The following is a 15979-nucleotide window of genomic DNA, read 5'->3' as shown; positions in this document are numbered from 1 at the left end:
GTACTTTTCGTCACGGTTCGAGCGGCTGCATCATTTCGATGCGGTTTCCGAAGGGATCAAGGACATAAAACCGGTGATATCCTTCGAGCGGCTCATCCTCAACCACATGGTAGCCTGCAGTTTCAAGTGTTTTTCGCAAGATACTGAGATCGTCTACCAGAAAGGCAGGATGGGCTTTCCTGGCAGGTCTGAAATCCTGATCGATGCCGAGGTGGAGTTTTATCGGTCCAGATGAGAACCAACATCCGCCGCGCGCCGCCAGATTGGCGGGTTTTGCCTGCTCCGCAAAGCCGAGCAGGTCGCCATAAAAGGCGCGCGCCTCGTCTTCCCGGCCGACGGGCATCGCCAGTTGAAGGTGATCGAGCGCGAGGATCGCCATCGCCTCAGCGCCCTTCAGCGGCGCGGCGAACGTCCTCTGCATGATGCTCCAGAATCTCGCGAACCTTCGCCACCAGTTCGGCTTCTGGCGCGGTGATCTGTGCCACCCGCGCTTCGCGCCAGCTGGCATTGTCCTCGATTTCACCCGACAGGCGCTTGCCTTCGATCAGGTCCTTGATCTGCACCACGCCTTCGGCGCGCTCGTCACCACCCTGGATGATGGCGATGGGGGAGCCGAGACGGTCGGCATATTTCAGCTGATTGCCGAATTTCTTCCAGTTGCCCTGGTACATTTCGGCGCGGATGCCCTCGGCACGCAGCGCCTGCGTGAAGCGCTGGTAACGGCCCATGCTGTCCACATCGCCATCCATGACGGTGATGAGAACCGGGGCGAGCGGCTTGACCTGACCGAGTTTGCCGAGGTTCTTCAAGGCCGTCATCAGACGGGAAACACCGATGGAGAAGCCTGTTGCCGGAACCGGCTGACCCATGAAGCGAGAGACGAGACCATCATAACGGCCGCCACCGCCGACCGAGCCGAATACGACCTTTTCGCCCTTTTCGTTGGTGACGTCGAAGGTCAGTTCGGCCTCATAGACAGGGCCGGTGTAATATTCGAGACCGCGCACGACGGAGGGATCGATCTTGATACGCGTCGCATCGTAACCGGCACCGGAAACCAGAGAGCCGATGATGTTCAGTTCATCGACGCCTTCCGCGCCTTTGGATGTGCCCGCAACCAGTTGTGCGAGATCATCGGCGCTTTCCGCATAATCCTTGATGCCGACGAAAAACAGAACCTTTTCGATCTGCTCTTCGCCGAGACCCGCACCCTTGGTGAAATCGCCGGACTCATCCTTGCGGCCGGGACCGAGCAGCAGCTTCACGCCATCAGGGCCGAACTTGTCGAGCTTGTCGATGGCGCGCAGCACGTTCAGGCGACGACCGGCATTTTCCTCGCCACCAAGGCCGATGGCCTCCATGACGCCGTCCAGCACCTTGCGGTTGTTGACGCGGATGACATAATCACCGCGCGCAATACCAAGCGCTTCCAGCGTATCGGCCATCATCATGCACATTTCGGCATCGGCCTGCACACCGGCAGCACCGACCGTATCGGCATCGAACTGCATGAACTGGCGGAAGCGGCCGGGGCCGGGCTTTTCATTGCGAAACACATAACCGGCGCGATAGGTACGGTAGGGCAGCTGGATTTCGTTGAAATTTTCCGCGACATGGCGGGCAAGCGGTGCAGTGAGATCGTAACGCAGGCTCATCCACTGGTAGTCGTCATCCTGCAGCGAAAATACGCCCTCGTTCGGACGGTCGCTATCAGGCAGGAATTTGCCGAGCGCATCGGTATATTCAAACAGCGGTGTTTCCACCGGATCGAAGCCGTAAAGCTCGTAGACCTTGCGGATCTTGTCGATCATTTCATTGGTGGCATGGATATCGGCAGCAGAACGGTCCACGAAGCCGCGCGGCAGGCGGGCTTTCAGTTTCTGAGGCTTTTTTGCTTTTTCGCTCATGATGCCGATCCGATATTTTCCTGAAATTATGCCGGTGTATTAGATGATGAAGCCCGGTGCGGCAAGCCGCAAAGCCTCTGGTTCTACTGGCCGCACGGGGCAAACAATGCTATATGGGATGCATGTATCCCATTTTAGTCGAAAAGGGCGCAAGCAATGAGCAAACAGACTGCCATCCGCCTGCCGGACGAGACCTATGAACGGCTGAAAGCGCTTTCCGAGCGCACGGGCCGTACGTCCGCTTACTATATCCGCGAGGCGATTGAGAAACATATTGAGGATATGGAAGATCTCTATCTAGCCGAAGAGGCGACGCGACAGCGCATTGCCAATAAAGAGCGCACCTATAATCTGGAAGAAGTGATGCGCGATCTTGACCTGGAAAATTGAATTTCAGCACCGAGCCGTCAAACAGCTTGGAAAGTTGGCAAAGCAGGACGCGAACCGCATCGTTTCTTTTCTGGCGGACCGGGTCGTCCAGGACGACAATCCCCGCCAGACAGGTGCCGCCCTGCAAGGCTCAGAACTCGGCAGCTTCTGGCGTTACCGGGTAGGCGATTACCGTATCATCTGCGATATACAGGACCACAAGCTTGTCGTGCTGGTGGTGGAAATTGGCCATCGCCGCGAAATTTACCGTTAGGCATCAATGATCCTCGAAGCCCTGCAATATGCCGCCACGCGTGCGGCCACGCCGAAACCATTCCGGCCGCATATCCGCTATTCCGTCAATCTATGGGCGCGCGCCAATCGCTGCGCAACAGCATGGGCGGAGCATGAAAACAACAGCCAGCAATTTGTGCTGCAATCGGTGAGAAAACTCAAACAGAGACGGACGGCGGTGGTTCTCGGGTCGGGTCTGCTGCGCGACGTGCCATACGATGCGCTGGTGGCGATGTTCGATACCGTGGTTCTGGTCGATCTGGTGCATCTTGCCAGCGTGCAGGCGAAACTGCGCTTCAATTCCAAAAAGAATGTGCGCATCGTCAACCGCGATCTTTCCGGTTTTGACGATATCGTTGCAGGTAAAGAACCGGAACCGCTCGAGTTCCTGCGGCGGGTGCCCTATCTGGATTTCGTCGTCTCGGCCAACCTCCTGTCACAGATCGGCACCGGCGCGCGGCATCGGCTGGAGCGGGAGAAGATTGCCGGCGCGCCTGATGACCTTTTGCCGAGGCTCATGCAGACGCATCTGGATGCGCTGGCCGCCCTTCCCTGCAAGGTGTGCCTGATAACGGACACATCCTTTGACGTTATCGGCAAAGACGGCAGCCTGCACCAGCACGAGGACTTGCTGCACGGCGTTGATCTGTCCGCGCCGGCCGCCGCATGGGAATGGCCACTCGTTCCGTTGGGAGAGGAAAGCAGGGACTATCGAATCGTTCATCACGTCGTTGCGCATGAGCTGACGTGATAGGCTCTGCCCGCTCACCGCGATCCCGATAATGCCGCGCGGCCTTTCGACCTACAAACCGGCAAGACCGGCCTTGTAGTCCTCCGAGGCGGCACGGCTGAGGCGTTCCAGTTCCATGGCGGCACGGCTGGTGTGACGTTCCTTGTGGCGCAACAGAGCAAAATTGCGGGCGGGCAGATCGATGCCGGCGCGGACCAACAATCCCTGGCGTAAGAACAGGGAAGCGACGGAAGCGGAAACCGCTGTCGCCGCGCCGCCGGAGCGTGCCGCCATCACCACGGCCTCGTTGGAGGGCAGTTCCAGCATCACGGAAAGATCTGCCGGGTCGACACCCATCTGCCGCACCGCCGCCTCGAAGGCGGAGCGGGTGCCGGAACCCTGTTCGCGCAACACCCAGGACGTTCCGTATAGAATATCGAGGGCGGTGAGATAACGGCCGTCGGCGAAGGGGTGGGCGGAGCCGGTGACGACCAGAAGCTTGTCGGATACCACGGGCTGCACCATCAGCGCCGGCTCGTCGATCTTGCCCTCGATGAAGCCGACCTCAGCCAGCCCATCGAGCACGGCCTGCGTTACCGTTTTCGTATTGCCGATATCGAGTTTCAGCGTAACACCCGGATAAAGCTTCTTGAATTGCATGAGGATCGGCGGCAGCCAGTAGCTGGCAATGGTCTGGCTGGCGCAGACAGTGATTTCGCCGCGCGTCAGACCGCCCATTTCGGAGAGAATCAGTTCGGCGCTGCGCACACGCGCCAGCGTCGCCCTGGCCTCACCCAGAAACACCCGGCCGCTTTCGGTCAATTCGATATTGCGGCCGACGCGATGAAACAGCTCGACATTGTAAAATGCCTCGAGGTTCTTGATAGCGGAACTGACAGCCGAGGCGGTCAAACCGATTGCCTGCGCGGCCCTTGTCAGGTGCTCGCGTTCGGCGACGGCGATGAAAATGCGGAGTTGTTCGAAGGTCATGGCTTTTTCATTCGATTTTATCGAATAATATATGCCATATTATTTGATAGAATAAAACAGGCCATTCCGGCATTGTCTGGCCATGGCACAGCATCGCACCCTCACTCATCCCTTCCAGTCTTCTTTTCGTTCGCTGACCCCGCTTCTGCCGGGCATTCTGCTTTGCGCGGCGGTCAGTTGCGCTGCCATTCTGGCGGAACGATTTCAGGTGCGGCTTGCCGGACATGCATGGCTCGGCGATCTGGTGCTGGCTATTCTGATCGGTACGCTTTTGCGTTCGCTCGTGTCGCTGCCAGCGGTTGCTTCGGCCGGCATCAAGTTCAGTGCCAAGACCCTGCTCGAGATTGCGGTGGCGCTTCTTGGCGCATCCTTGAGCCTTGCCATTCTAAAAGGCGCCGGCGGTTTGCTGATCGGCGGCATCGCTGTCATCGTCGCCCTGTCGCTGATCTTCAGCTATGCCGCCGGGCGGATGCTGGGGCTGCCACCCAAACTCGCAACCCTTATCGCCTGCGGCAATTCCATCTGCGGCAATTCGGCCATTGCGGCGGCAGCGCCCGCCATTGGCGCCAAGCCAGAAGATGTCGCCGCATCGATTGCTTTTACAGCCGTTCTCGGTGTCGCCGCCGTTCTGCTGATGCCGTTTCTGCCGCAGCTTCTCGGTCTTGATGCCACCCAGTATGGCATCTTCGCGGGCCTGACGGTCTATGCCGTACCGCAGGTGCTAGCCGCCACCGCCCCGCTCGGCGCCGTTGCGGTGCAGACCGGGACAATCGTCAAGCTCATACGCGTCCTGATGCTGGGGCCGGTCATTGCTGCCCTCTCCGTCATCCACGGCCAGTCCGGCAAGGGCCGGCTGAAGTTGCAGCAGATGGTTCCGTGGTTCATCATCTGCTTCGTGCTGATGATCATGGCCCGTTCCTTCGGCCTCATTCCCGAGGTTCTGCTCGGCCCCCTCGCCTCGCTCTCCAACATCCTCACCATCATGTCGATGGCGGCACTTGGTCTGTCGGTCGACATTCGCAGCCTTCGCCATGCCGGGGGCAAGGTCATCGTCGCCGCCAGCCTCTCGCTCGTGGTGCTTGGAATCTTGAGCTTCGGCCTGATCGCGCTGACGCAAACGGCCTGAAGGTGCGGCGGGCCGTTATTTCTGAGTGCTGACCGTCAGGATATAATGCGCGCCGAGCCCGCGACGCGGTGATCCCAGGATAAGCGTCGGGCGGATCAGCCATTCGGTATCCGCCTTCGGCGTCAACGTGGCGATTTTACCTTCGGAGTCGCTGAAAAAGATCGCGTCCTGATCCGGCGTCGAAAAATCAAAGATCGCCATCAGGACGAATTCGCTGGAAGAGGTAAGCTCGACCTTCATCGTCTGCCCGGCTTTGACCTTCAGGCGGTAGACATCTCCACGGCCGCGCCGTGTCCAGCCATCTAGTTTCAGCGGCCCGGTGGGCGGCAGGGCAACTTCCTTGAGCCTTTCGCCGTCGTCCAGCCAGATGCCGTCGACGTTGCGGCTTTCCGCAGAGGATGGATGCGGCACGGCCGCCACGGCCATGGCAAAAGCCAGAAGAAGGGACTTTGCTTTCATGGACGTACAAACTCCCGCCGCATGGCCTCGATCGGCTCACGGCAATGACAGCCTTCGATATGATCGTTGACCATACCCATGGCCTGCATGAATGCATAGACGGTCGTCGGGCCGACGAAGGTCCAGCCGCGCTTTTTCAAATCCCTGGAAAGACGAATGGACGCGTCGCTGGTGGGGTTGGCCCTTAACGTCGCATAGTCCAGCCTTTGCGGCCTTTCTGCGGCGGAAGGCTCGAACCCCCAGAAATAATGGGCAAGCGAACCGAATTCGTCCCGGAGCGCTATGGCGCGACGGGCATTGTTGATGGTCGACACGATCTTGCCTCGATGGCGGATGATGCCCTTGTCCGCAACACAGCGCTCAATGTCGGCTTCACCGAACTGCGCCACTTTTTCGAATTCGAAATTGGCAAAGGCAAGACGGAAAGCCTCGCGCTTGCGCAACACCGTCAGCCAAGAGAGCCCGGACTGGAAGCCCTCGAGACATATCTTCTCGAACAGGCGGCGATCGTCGGTGACGGGATAACCCCATTCTCCGTCATGGTAGCGGCTGTAATCCTCAAGTCCCTGCTGCCAGAAACACCGCACGCGGCCATCCGCGCCCGTTTCAAGTCCCGCCTCGTTCATACCGCAACCACCCTTTTTCGCTCCCGCCCGTGACCGGCGTGATGCGCGCACTTACCACTCATTCACCACGTTTCAAAACGGGTCGCTAACCTTAAATCCAGCTTTTTCTAATCAAGCGCTTTTTAATGAACAGCCATTTACGATTCGCTGGCGTCAAGGTGCGAACGTAGCCGGCAAGGCGGGCGAATGATCCCGCAATTGCTATTGTTGCGACATACCGCAGAGAGAGTCCACCCGATGACGATGAAGTCCGTTTTTCTGGCGCTGAGCCTCGTTTCCACCTTCGCCGCCCCGGCCGCCGCAGCTGGTGAGCGTTACCGGGAGCGCCCGCCTGTCGTCGTCAGTCCAGACCTTTCCGCCCCCTGGGTAACTCAGCTTGGTGGCGGCAATGTGCGCCCCGTGGTTTACCCGCGCGCGCCAGCAGCCCGCCAGCCTTTCTTCCAGCAGCGCCAGGCCGCCATGCCACAGCGCCCAAGCTCCGGCGTCACCTCGCAGCGCCCGGCCCGGGTACAGAACGCCGCCGTTCGCCCGAATGCGCCGGTGCGCACGCAGATCGCCCCGCAATTCCTGCCCCAGATCGTGAGCTACCAGACCACTCAGAAGCCCGGCACCATCGTCATCGATACGCCGAACCGCTTCCTCTATCTCGTCATGGCGGATGGCAAGGCCCGTCGTTACGGGGTCGGTGTCGGCAAGCCCGGTTTCGAATGGGCCGGAACACACAAGGTGACCCGCAAGGCGGAATGGCCGAGCTGGACGCCCCCGAAAGAAATGATCAGCCGCGAAGCGACGAAGGGACACTACCTTCCGGCCTTCATGGAAGGCGGCCCTGCCAATCCGATGGGCGCGCGCGCCATGTATCTCGGATCAACGCTTTACCGCATCCACGGTACCAACCAGCCCTGGACGATCGGCAGCAACAATTCCTCAGGCTGCATCCGCATGCGCAACGAGGATGTCACCGATCTTTACGAGCGTGTGAACGTCGGAACAACCGTCATTGTGATATGACGGCAACGGTGCCGCTAATACGCGGACTTGCAGCCCACACCGCGGCAGATCGCGCTTGAATTGATGTCCCGCAGCGGTACAATCGCTACTAGATTGATTGAAGGAGACTTGGCGGGGGACGCCAGGCGCCGGACCTCTCTCAGGGGGATGATGGAACGGCCTTGAAACGGGTGGTCAACTGACCGCCCGTTTTTCGTTTCTGTCATTTAAATGTTACTAAAAAGCGGTTTGGTGTGTCCTCAACACCAAACTGGATTCTCCCCATGCTGCGCCACGTTTCCATTCTTTGCACCCTGCTGCTCAGCGGCGTTTCCTTCTCTTCCGCAATCGCGGGGGAATTTGAATTTTCCGGTTACGGCGGCTGGCAAAGCGCCCCGCACAGCGATGTCACGGTTTCGGACGGAACGGACTTCCGGGCGGGGTGGGAAGGCAAGTCATTTTCGAGCCCTGCCTATTGGGGGGTGCGCGGCACCTACTGGTTCGAGGAAGGCCAGCTCAACAATCTCGGCATCTCGCTCGATTACACCCATGACAAAGTCTATGCCGACGACCAGACGCTGGCGCGTTCCGGCTGGTCGCATTTCGAGTTCACCGACGGCCTGAACCTTTTGACGCTGAACGCGCTCTATCGTTTCCCGCTGGAGACCTGGCGCCTGACGCCTTACGTGGGCGCGGGCGTTGGCATCAACGTGCCGCATGTGGAGGTTACCCGGGCTTCCGGCAAAACCTTCGAATACCAGTTCGGTGGCGCAACCCTGCAGGCGCAGGCCGGCCTTAGCTACCGCATAACCGACAACTGGTCGACCTTCGTGGAATATAAGGGCACCTACTCCTTTATCGACGTGGATATCGACAATGGCGGCAAGCTGAAAACCGATATCATGACCAATGCGGTGAACTTCGGCGTGGCCTACAAGTTCTAAAGCTGGGATGGAAATAGAGGGCGCTTTCCGACAGGGTGCCAAGCTACCCTCAAACCTCAATCCTGTGCTTGTCACAGGATGATCAGAGCGAACGACGCACCGGCCCGAACCTTGTGTCGGGTCCCATGGCCCTTACAAGCGAACGGCGCTCTAAGCCAAAAGCCTCGCGGGTTTCGGTCCGCCATAAGCCCAGTCCAGCAGCTCGACCGTGTGTAGGATCGGCATTTCCGTGCCAGTCGCGATCTGCGTGATGCAGCCGATATTGCCGGTGGCAATGACATCCGCGCGTGTGGCCTCGATGTTCCTCACCTTGCGCGCCTTCAGCTTTCCTGAGATCTCCGGCTGCATGATGTTGTAGGTTCCGGCCGACCCGCAGCAGAGGTGCCCTTCCGCCGGATCGCGGACGGTAAAACCAGCCGCTTTCAGCAATTGCTTCGGTGCCATGGTGATCTTCTGGCCATGCTGCATGGAGCAGGCCGAATGATAGGCAACCGTCAGGCCCTGGCTTTCCTTCTGTGGCAGGTCGAGCGTGGCAAGATATTCGGTGATGTCCTTCGCGAGTGCCGATACCCGTGCGGCTTTGTCCGCATAGGCCGGATCAAGCCGCAGCATATGGCCGTAGTCCTTGATGGTCGTGCCGCAGCCGGATGCGGTGATGATGACGGCATCGAGGCCGCCATTTTCCATTTCACGCATCCATACATCGACATTGCGGCGGGCGGCGGCGAGCGCCTCAGCCTCGCGCCCCATATGATGCACCAGCGATCCGCAGCAGCCTTCTCCCTTCGGCACGACAACCTCCACGCCAAGCCGCGCCAGAAGACGCAGCGTCGCCTCGTTGATACCAGGGTCAAGCACCGGCTGGGCGCAGCCGGTAAGAATGGCGACACGTCCACGCTTTTCGCCTTCGGCTGACCGTTCACCCGGACGGGCAGAAGCTGAAACGGCGGGCACGGAAGCCGGGGCGAGAGCGAGCATGGATTGCAGCGGTTTCAGCGCGGGAAACTTCGCGAGCACACCGGCGAAGGGTCGCGTGATCCGTGCCAGATGCAAGGCCAGCCGGAAGCGACCGGGATAAGGCAGAACCGCAGCCAGAAGATTGCGGGTCAGGCGGTCCATGAAGGGACGTTTATAGGTTTGTTCGATATGGGCGCGGGCGTGATCGACCAGATGCATGTAATCGACGCCGGACGGACAGGTGGTGGTGCAGGCAAGGCAGGACAGGCAGCGGTCGATATGGGTGACGACTTCGCGGTCTGCCGGGCGGCTATTTTCCAGCATGTCCTTGATGAGGTAGATGCGGCCGCGCGGACTGTCCAGCTCATTGCCAAGCGTGACATAGGTGGGACAGGTGGCGGTGCAGAAGCCGCAATGCACACATTTGCGCAGGATTTTTTCGGATTCCGCCACATGCGGATCAGCCAGCTGCTCGGGCGTGAAGGATGTTTGCATGGTTCAGACGGCCCTTCCCATCTTGCCAGGATTGAAGATGCCCGCCGGATCGAGCTTTTCCCTGATGCGCGCAGACAATATGGCCTCCGCCGCCGGGCGCGGTTCGAATGCCGGCACGGTGGCGCGCACCGCGTCGGTCGCCCGCATCAAGGTGGAGTGCCCGCCGCCGAGCGCGCGGATGGCACCGCGCAGCAATTCCGCTTCCGGGTCCGCCTCCATCTGCATCCAGATGAGACCACCCTGCCAGTCGTAAAAGGCATCGATGCCCGCTTCCATGCGCAAGGCAGCAACCAGCCTGTGGCCTTCGCTCGGCGCGACCGAGACTTTCCAGAGCGGTTTGGCATCTTGCCCGGCATAGGGCGCGACATTCCGCACCTGCCGCCATAAAACAGCACTCTCCTCGCCTTCCAGCAGCGCCCATGGGCCAACCCGATCCATGACGGAAAGGAGTTTCGCCGCGCGCGCCTCGACGGAAGCCCCGAGCCCTTCCAGCCGCAGGATTGTCGCCGGACCTTCCGGCAGCGCACCTGCAATGAAATGGGAGCGAACGCTTTCCGGCAGATGAGCCGCACCGGAAACCTCGACGCTCATCGCCATCGCTGCCGCCATGATCCGCGTCGCGGCCTCGTCGTCCAGACCGGAGACAACCACGGTTTTTTCCGCGGGCGGTTTCGGCAACACGCGGAAGGTTACTTCCGTGAGAAAACCGAGCGTGCCGTGTGAACCCGCCAGAAGCTTCGAAAGATCTAGCCCGGTGACATTCTTCATCACCCGGCCACCCGCCTTGATGACTTCCGCCTTTCCATTGACGAAACGGATGCCGAGCAGGCTGTCACGCGCCGCACCAGCCACATAACGGCGCGGGCCGGAAACATTGGCAGCAAAGACGCCGCCGATGGTCGGCTCGCCTGTGGTTCCCATGATCGGGCGGTGGTCCATCGGCTCGAAGGCCATCATCTGCCGGTTTTCGGCAAGGGCGGCCTCGACGGTGGCGAGCGGTGTGCCTGCTTTGACCGTCATGACCATTTCGGCAGGGTTGTAGGCGATGATGCCAGACATTGCGCGGGAGGAAAGCGTTTCATCTGCCTCGACCGCATTGCCGAAACCGGAGCGGGTGTTGCCGCCGACGATTTTCAGCGGGGTTTTTCGGGTTGTTTGGTCGCGGATGATGTCGGCGACCTGGGTTTCTGCATAGGGGGTCAGCATGGAGTGCGCTCCGAGCAAGAAATACCCTCCTCTGCCCTACCGTGCACAGAGGGGTGAGCCGCACCCACCAAGGCTACAAAGCTAAAGTACATCATCCCCTCCCCTCAAGCGGAAACACCTTGGAAGGGTTCATCAGCCAGCCCTCGTCAAAAGCAGCACGAACCGCCATCTGCTGGGCAAGATCAGCCTCGGCATATTGGTGACGCATCAGGTCGCGTTTTTCGATGCCGACACCGTGTTCGCCGGTGAGGCAACCGCCCGCATCGACGCAGAGCTTCAGGATTTCATTGCCCGCCTCTTCGGCCCTGGCGGCGTCTTCCGGATCGTTGGCGTTGAACAGGATCAGCGGATGCATGTTGCCATCGCCCGCATGAAAGACATTGGCGACGCGAAGGCCGAGGCGGTCGGTGATTTCGCTTGTTTTTTTCAGCACATAGGAAAGCTGGGAAAGCGGCACCGTGCCATCCATGCAGATATAGTCCGCGATGCGGCCCGTTGCGCCGAAAGCGGATTTCCGGCCCTTCCAGATCGCCGCGGCCTCCATGGCCGACTGGCATTCCCTGACCGTCTTCACGCTGTGTTTTTTCGCAATGGCGACAATATCGGCCAGCATGGCGTCCATTTCCGCCTCCGAGCCTTCGACCTCGACGATCAGCAGCGCGCCGACATCCAGCGGATATCCGGCCTTGGCGAAGGCCTCGCAAATCTCGATTGCCGGCTTGTCCATGAATTCGATGGCGACAGGAATGATGCCCGCGCCGATGATATCGGCCACGCAGGAGCCAGCTTCTTCGGAGGTTTCGAAACCAAACAGCACCGGGCGCGCGCCCTCCGGCTTGGCAATCAGCCGCACCGTCGCCTCGGTGACGATGCCGAGCTGGCCTTCCGAACCACAAACGAGGGCGAGAAGATCGTAACCGGCGGCGTCAAGATGCTGGCCGCCCAGCTCCATCACCGTGCCATCGACAAGCACCATTTTTACGCCGAGCAGATTATTGGTGGTGACACCGTATTTCAGGCAGTGAGCGCCGCCGGAATTCATGCCGACATTGCCGCCGATGGTGCAGGCAAGCTGGGAGCTTGGGTCCGGCGCATAAAAGAAGCCTTCCGCACCGGCCGCATCGGAAATGGAGAGATTGGTGACGCCCGCCTGTACCCTTGCCGTGCGATTGTAAAAATCGAGTTCGAGGATCGCGGACATCTTCGAAAGGCCGATCACCACCGCATCTTCCTGCGGAATGGCGCCGCCGGAAAGCGAGGTGCCCGCGCCGCGCGGCACGACAGGAATGCCGTAACGGTGACAATATTTCAGCACCGCTGCGACCTCTTCGGTGGTCTTCGGCAAGGCGACGGCCAGCGGCAGGCGGCGGTAGGAGACGAAAGCGTCGGTCTCGAAAGGCACGAGCTCACGCGGCTCGTGCACGAGACAGTCCTCGGCCAGGATATCCTTCAGATCGGATATGATGCGGTCACGGCTCGATAAAACCGCCGCACGCGGCTCCAGAAACTTGATCGGCTGCGTCACCGCCCCCTCCTCCATGCACGTCTTGCCAAGTGGTATTGTTTCTTTACCACTTTGAAGGAGCGCAATCAAATGCTAAGGATTTTTTCCGTTCTGGAAATAATCGGGAGGCAACTGTGACAAATCTGGGCGATCTGGAGGTCTTCGCAACCGTTGCCGCCTCCGGCAGCATGTCGCTTGCCGCCAAGGAGCTTGGTTATTCGCCCGCTGTTATTTCCAAGCGTATCAAGCGGCTGGAAGAAAAGCTCGGCGCACGGCTGTTCCAGCGCACGACAAGGCAGATCTCACTGACCGAAGCGGGCCAGGGCTTTTACGAACGGGTACTTGCCGTGCTGGAAGGGCTGGAGGATGCCGAGGATTTCGTGTCTGGGCGCGCCAACACCGTCAACGGCACGCTGAAAATCTCAGCTCCCACCTCCTTCGGTCGCATGCATATTGCGCCGCATCTGAAGACGTTCATGGAGCGCCACCCGGACCTGTCGGTCAATCTGGTGCTCAGCGACGAATTCATCGATATCATCGAAGGCGGTTACGATCTGGCGATCCGCATCGCCGATCTCAATTCCTCCAGCCTCGTCGCCCGCCGGCTGGCGCCGGTGCGCCGCGTGCTATGCGCCTCGGCGGAATATGTCACTGCCCACGGCATGCCGGCTACGATCGAGGACCTTAAGAAGCACCGCTGCCTGCCGGCCCACAACAACGATATCTGGCGACTGGAAGGACCGGGCGGGGCGCTCAGCATCCGCCCGGAAGGCATGCTGGTCACCAATTCCAGCGAAGTGATCCGCGAGGCGGTGATATCGGGACTGGGAATTGCGTTGCGCTCCACCTGGGATATCGGCCACGAATTGCGCGCCGGCCGGCTGGTGCAGGTTCTACCCAGCTATGAGGGATCGCGAAACGTCACGCTGTCGGCGGTCTATCCAAGCCGCCAGTTCCTGCCCGCGAAGGTGCGGCTGTTCATCGACTATCTCGCCGGACTTTACGGCCCCTCACCCTATTGGGAGCATGATTGACGCCGGTATTCAGTGCCCGCCCTCGACATGTGAGCGGCGAATGCGGCGCACCACCCACCAGACGCCGAGCACGGCAAAGGGAACGGAAAGACCGGTGACCACGGCGGGATCAACCGGCAGCACGTCGTGGCTGATCGCCTTGGTGAGATAACCGATCAATCCGACGACGTAATAGGAGATGGCGGCGACGGACAGGCCTTCCACCGTCTGCTGCAGGCGAAGCTGCATGGCGGCGCGCTTGTTCATGGTGTTCAGGAGCACCGTGTTCTGCCGTTCCAGTTCCACGTCGATCCAGCTTCTGACGAGTGCGGTGGCGCGATAGAGCTTGCGCGACAGGTTGGCCTGCCGCTCCTCGACCGACTGGCAGGTGCGCATGGCGGGCGCCAGACGCCTTTCCAGAAAGCTGCCCATGGTCTCGTGCCCCTGAACCGGCGTTTCCGCAAGCGCGCGAATACGTTCACGCACGATGCCGTCATAGGCGCGGCTGGCGCCAAAACGATAGAGGCTGAGCGCGGCATTGGCTTCCAGTTCCGCCGCAAGCCGGGTCATCTCCGCCAGCAGCGCATCGGCCTCGTCGCGCGCGCCGTTTTTCATGCGCTGGGTGATTCCCGTCAGGCCATCTTCGATGCGACGGATTTCAGGCGACAGCGTCTGCGCCATCGGCAGTCCGAGCATGGCGAGCGTGCGATAGGTCTCGATATCCAGCAGCCGCTGCACCAGCGCACCGCGGCTGTAATCGCTCAAGCCACGGTCGATCACCAATATCTGCGTCAACCCGTCGCGATCCTGACGGAAATCGGTGAGGATCGCCGCCTGCCCGTCGCGCACGTCGCTGTAACAGAGGCTCGTCGGCTCGAACATGGTCTCCGCATTGGGGGCCGTTGCGCCCTCTAGACGGATTTCCAGCCGTATGCCTGATATCAGGGAGCCGGGTGGTGAAAAACCGTCGCCGAACGGATCGCCGACAATATCGCCGCCGAATTTTTCCGGCGCGGGGCCATCCCAGAACCATGTCGAGAATTCGGTATGCCGCTCCCAGCGCAGCGTGCCCTGCCCCCAGGGCATGGCATGGTGGCGGGCATCGCGTTCCGGCGGCGCGACACCCCGGCTACGCGACATTTCCGCAATGACCGAGTGATGCACGGCAGAACCGCCATCCATCATGAAGGCAAGCTGGACGATGATGCGCGACGGCGCGAGAAGCACGGTCGGCCGCGCATGAACCTCGCCGAGAGCCAGCGATCTTTCCGGCGCGCTTGCGAAAGCAAATCTACCCTTGGCCATTGCGATATCGTCCCCGCCTGTTTCGCCGGTTTTCTAGAACATCCATCGCGATGACGACACCGCAATCGAAGCAGATGTAATTGTTTTGATGCACCTGACGGAGAAAAGCCGCCATCACCACCCTGTGCGGGTGCTTTAACAAAAGCCAGTTTAAAAAGGCAGGTGCCGTGTTGCCGCAGGCATCGCGCAGAGCTTACGGCAGAACTGGACAGAATATTTGACCAGTGCGATGCTTCGCTGATAATTTGCCCCATCGAATACGGGGCGGGACTTCGCCGGAGAATGTTGCGATGGACGAAACACTGTTCGCCCGAATAGAGCACAGCCGCACATCGCAGGAGGTGATCTTACGTTTCGAGGAGCTCATCCTCGACGGCATATTGCGGGATGGCGACCGGCTGCCCGGCGAGCGTGAACTGGCGCAGAAGCTCGATGTCTCGCGGCCAATCCTGCGGGAAGCGCTGAAGGAACTCGAAACGCGCGGCCTTCTCACCAGCCGGCACGGCGGTGGGACTTACGTGGCGGATATTGTCGGTCCGGTCTTTTCCGATCCCTTGAGCGCGCTGATCACACGCCACAGCCGCGCAACGCGGGATTTTCTGGAGTATCGCCGATATATCGAAGGTATGACCGCCGAACTTGCGGCACAGCGGGCGACTGAACCGGACAGGCGCAACCTTGCGGCTATCGTCGAAAAAATGCGGGAGGCGCATGAGGCTGGTCGCTTCGAAGAAGAACTTGCAAGCGATGTGGAATTTCACAACGCCATCGGCGAGGCGGCACATAATATCGTGCTGATGCACACATTGCGGTCCTGCTACCGGCTCCTGAGCGACGACATCTTCTATAACCGCCATCTCATATTCAGTGTCGCAGGTGCGCATGACGAGGTGCTGAGACAGCATATCGCCATCCACGAGGCCATTGCGGGCGGTAATGCGGCAGGGGCAAGGGCTGCGGCGGAAACCCATATCGATTTCATCGTGGACACCACATCAAAGGCGCATCAGGCAAGGGAATGGGACCGGATTTCACGCCTGCGACAACAGCAGCGCAACGCCTGA

General features: G+C 60.2%; 17 protein-coding genes. 8 read left to right on the top strand and 9 right to left on the bottom strand.

Features of this window, described 5'->3' with window-relative positions; translation table 11 throughout:
• Positions 1-10: 10 nt before the first annotated feature.
• Together RBH71_RS15795 and hisS are read right to left on the bottom strand one after the other, a co-directional pair.
• Positions 11-379: a VOC family protein gene (locus tag RBH71_RS15795; protein ID WP_026330619.1), complete on the bottom strand. Its 369-nt coding sequence runs from the start codon at positions 377-379 to the stop codon at positions 11-13.
• Positions 380-383: 4 nt separating this feature from the next.
• Positions 384-1907 (bottom strand): histidine--tRNA ligase, encoded by a 1524-nt coding sequence (gene hisS, locus RBH71_RS15790; protein ID WP_004432212.1) that lies wholly within the window; start codon positions 1905-1907, stop codon positions 384-386.
• A gap of 156 nt (positions 1908-2063) precedes the next feature.
• Here hisS and RBH71_RS15785 point away from each other — a divergent pair, with 156 nt between their 5' ends.
• Genes RBH71_RS15785 through RBH71_RS15775 form a run of 3 tightly spaced genes read left to right on the top strand, consistent with a single transcriptional unit; the run spans position 2064 to position 3321 of the window.
• Positions 2064-2297, top strand: a complete 234-nt coding sequence (locus RBH71_RS15785) for a DUF6290 family protein (RefSeq protein ID WP_004432214.1) — start codon at positions 2064-2066, stop codon at positions 2295-2297.
• Positions 2281-2550 (top strand): type II toxin-antitoxin system RelE family toxin, encoded by a 270-nt coding sequence (locus RBH71_RS15780; RefSeq protein ID WP_004432216.1) that lies wholly within the window; start codon positions 2281-2283, stop codon positions 2548-2550. Before RBH71_RS15785 ends, RBH71_RS15780 begins: the two co-directional genes overlap by 17 nt.
• A gap of 6 nt (positions 2551-2556) precedes the next feature.
• Positions 2557-3321 carry a hypothetical protein gene (locus RBH71_RS15775; protein ID WP_004432218.1) on the top strand — a complete coding sequence of 255 codons (765 nt, stop codon included), beginning with the start codon at positions 2557-2559 and terminating at the stop codon, positions 3319-3321.
• Between the two features lie 51 nt (positions 3322-3372).
• Here the strand turns inward: RBH71_RS15775 and RBH71_RS15770 are convergent, their stop codons facing one another.
• The gene (locus RBH71_RS15770; RefSeq protein WP_004432220.1) at positions 3373-4290 is read right to left on the bottom strand and encodes a LysR substrate-binding domain-containing protein; all 918 of its coding nucleotides are present in this window, start codon (positions 4288-4290) and stop codon (positions 3373-3375) included.
• An 82-nt stretch (positions 4291-4372) separates the two neighbouring features.
• Between RBH71_RS15770 and RBH71_RS15765 the strand changes: the two genes are divergently transcribed.
• Positions 4373-5416 (top strand): YeiH family protein, encoded by a 1044-nt coding sequence (locus RBH71_RS15765; RefSeq protein WP_004432222.1) that lies wholly within the window; start codon positions 4373-4375, stop codon positions 5414-5416.
• Between the two features lie 15 nt (positions 5417-5431).
• Here RBH71_RS15765 and RBH71_RS15760 read toward each other — a convergent pair whose 3' ends face one another.
• Together RBH71_RS15760 and RBH71_RS15755 are read right to left on the bottom strand one after the other, a co-directional pair.
• The gene (locus tag RBH71_RS15760; protein WP_004432223.1) at positions 5432-5875 is read right to left on the bottom strand and encodes a hypothetical protein; all 444 of its coding nucleotides are present in this window, start codon (positions 5873-5875) and stop codon (positions 5432-5434) included.
• Positions 5872-6501, bottom strand: a complete 630-nt coding sequence (locus RBH71_RS15755; RefSeq protein WP_004432231.1) for a DNA-3-methyladenine glycosylase I — start codon at positions 6499-6501, stop codon at positions 5872-5874. The genes RBH71_RS15760 and RBH71_RS15755 overlap by 4 nt, the downstream gene beginning before the upstream one ends.
• 237 nt (positions 6502-6738) lie before the next feature.
• On the opposite strand from RBH71_RS15755, the gene RBH71_RS15750 reads away from it, so the two are divergent.
• Together RBH71_RS15750 and RBH71_RS15745 are read left to right on the top strand one after the other, a co-directional pair.
• Positions 6739-7512, top strand: a complete 774-nt coding sequence (locus RBH71_RS15750; protein ID WP_004432233.1) for a L,D-transpeptidase — start codon at positions 6739-6741, stop codon at positions 7510-7512.
• Positions 7513-7775: 263 nt separating this feature from the next.
• The gene (locus RBH71_RS15745) at positions 7776-8435 is read left to right on the top strand and encodes an outer membrane beta-barrel protein (protein ID WP_004432236.1); all 660 of its coding nucleotides are present in this window, start codon (positions 7776-7778) and stop codon (positions 8433-8435) included.
• 150 nt (positions 8436-8585) lie between these two features.
• On the opposite strand, the gene glcF is transcribed toward RBH71_RS15745, so the two are convergent.
• The 3 genes from glcF to RBH71_RS15730 form a co-directional block, all read right to left on the bottom strand.
• Positions 8586-9887: a glycolate oxidase subunit GlcF gene (gene glcF, locus RBH71_RS15740; RefSeq protein ID WP_004432239.1), complete on the bottom strand. Its 1302-nt coding sequence runs from the start codon at positions 9885-9887 to the stop codon at positions 8586-8588.
• Positions 9888-9890: 3 nt separating this feature from the next.
• Positions 9891-11093, bottom strand: coding sequence for an FAD-binding protein (locus RBH71_RS15735; protein WP_004432241.1), 1203 nt, complete (start codon positions 11091-11093; stop codon positions 9891-9893).
• Between the two features lie 91 nt (positions 11094-11184).
• Positions 11185-12633 carry an FAD-linked oxidase C-terminal domain-containing protein gene (locus RBH71_RS15730; protein WP_416349317.1) on the bottom strand — a complete coding sequence of 483 codons (1449 nt, stop codon included), beginning with the start codon at positions 12631-12633 and terminating at the stop codon, positions 11185-11187.
• A 98-nt stretch (positions 12634-12731) separates the two neighbouring features.
• Between RBH71_RS15730 and RBH71_RS15725 the strand changes: the two genes are divergently transcribed.
• On the top strand, positions 12732-13631 hold the full coding sequence (locus RBH71_RS15725; protein ID WP_004432244.1) for a LysR family transcriptional regulator: 900 nt from the start codon (positions 12732-12734) through the stop codon (positions 13629-13631).
• A 9-nt stretch (positions 13632-13640) separates the two neighbouring features.
• On the opposite strand, the gene RBH71_RS15720 is transcribed toward RBH71_RS15725, so the two are convergent.
• Positions 13641-14915 carry a DUF3422 family protein gene (locus RBH71_RS15720; protein ID WP_004432246.1) on the bottom strand — a complete coding sequence of 425 codons (1275 nt, stop codon included), beginning with the start codon at positions 14913-14915 and terminating at the stop codon, positions 13641-13643.
• A gap of 290 nt (positions 14916-15205) precedes the next feature.
• Here RBH71_RS15720 and RBH71_RS15715 point away from each other — a divergent pair, with 290 nt between their 5' ends.
• Positions 15206-15979: a FadR/GntR family transcriptional regulator gene (locus RBH71_RS15715; RefSeq protein ID WP_004432249.1), complete on the top strand. Its 774-nt coding sequence runs from the start codon at positions 15206-15208 to the stop codon at positions 15977-15979.

The sequence above is a fragment of the Rhizobium sp. AN68 genome (genome assembly GCF_030758035.1).
In the GTDB taxonomy this organism is placed as follows: Bacteria; Pseudomonadota; Alphaproteobacteria; order Rhizobiales; family Rhizobiaceae; genus Agrobacterium; species Agrobacterium tumefaciens.
Note: the sequence above shows the minus strand (reverse complement) of the source record. Positions and strands in the feature narration are given on the sequence as shown.

What these genes read in the sequence shown, in the direction of transcription:
- RBH71_RS15795 (WP_026330619.1), bottom strand. Translation starts at nt 379, where the DNA reads ATGGCGATCCTCGCGCTCGATCACCTTCAACTGGCGATGCCCGTCGGC.
- hisS (WP_004432212.1), bottom strand. Translation starts at nt 1,907, where the DNA reads ATGAGCGAAAAAGCAAAAAAGCCTCAGAAACTGAAAGCCCGCCTGCCG.
- RBH71_RS15785 (WP_004432214.1), top strand. Translation starts at nt 2,064, where the DNA reads ATGAGCAAACAGACTGCCATCCGCCTGCCGGACGAGACCTATGAACGG.
- RBH71_RS15775 (WP_004432218.1), top strand. Translation starts at nt 2,557, where the DNA reads ATGATCCTCGAAGCCCTGCAATATGCCGCCACGCGTGCGGCCACGCCG.
- RBH71_RS15770 (WP_004432220.1), bottom strand. Translation starts at nt 4,290, where the DNA reads ATGACCTTCGAACAACTCCGCATTTTCATCGCCGTCGCCGAACGCGAG.
- RBH71_RS15765 (WP_004432222.1), top strand. Translation starts at nt 4,373, where the DNA reads ATGGCACAGCATCGCACCCTCACTCATCCCTTCCAGTCTTCTTTTCGT.
- RBH71_RS15760 (WP_004432223.1), bottom strand. Translation starts at nt 5,875, where the DNA reads ATGAAAGCAAAGTCCCTTCTTCTGGCTTTTGCCATGGCCGTGGCGGCC.
- RBH71_RS15755 (WP_004432231.1), bottom strand. Translation starts at nt 6,501, where the DNA reads ATGAACGAGGCGGGACTTGAAACGGGCGCGGATGGCCGCGTGCGGTGT.
- RBH71_RS15750 (WP_004432233.1), top strand. Translation starts at nt 6,739, where the DNA reads ATGACGATGAAGTCCGTTTTTCTGGCGCTGAGCCTCGTTTCCACCTTC.
- RBH71_RS15745 (WP_004432236.1), top strand. Translation starts at nt 7,776, where the DNA reads ATGCTGCGCCACGTTTCCATTCTTTGCACCCTGCTGCTCAGCGGCGTT.
- glcF (WP_004432239.1), bottom strand. Translation starts at nt 9,887, where the DNA reads ATGCAAACATCCTTCACGCCCGAGCAGCTGGCTGATCCGCATGTGGCG.
- RBH71_RS15735 (WP_004432241.1), bottom strand. Translation starts at nt 11,093, where the DNA reads ATGCTGACCCCCTATGCAGAAACCCAGGTCGCCGACATCATCCGCGAC.
- RBH71_RS15730 (WP_416349317.1), bottom strand. Translation starts at nt 12,633, where the DNA reads ATGGAGGAGGGGGCGGTGACGCAGCCGATCAAGTTTCTGGAGCCGCGT.
- RBH71_RS15720 (WP_004432246.1), bottom strand. Translation starts at nt 14,915, where the DNA reads ATGGCCAAGGGTAGATTTGCTTTCGCAAGCGCGCCGGAAAGATCGCTG.
- RBH71_RS15715 (WP_004432249.1), top strand. Translation starts at nt 15,206, where the DNA reads ATGGACGAAACACTGTTCGCCCGAATAGAGCACAGCCGCACATCGCAG.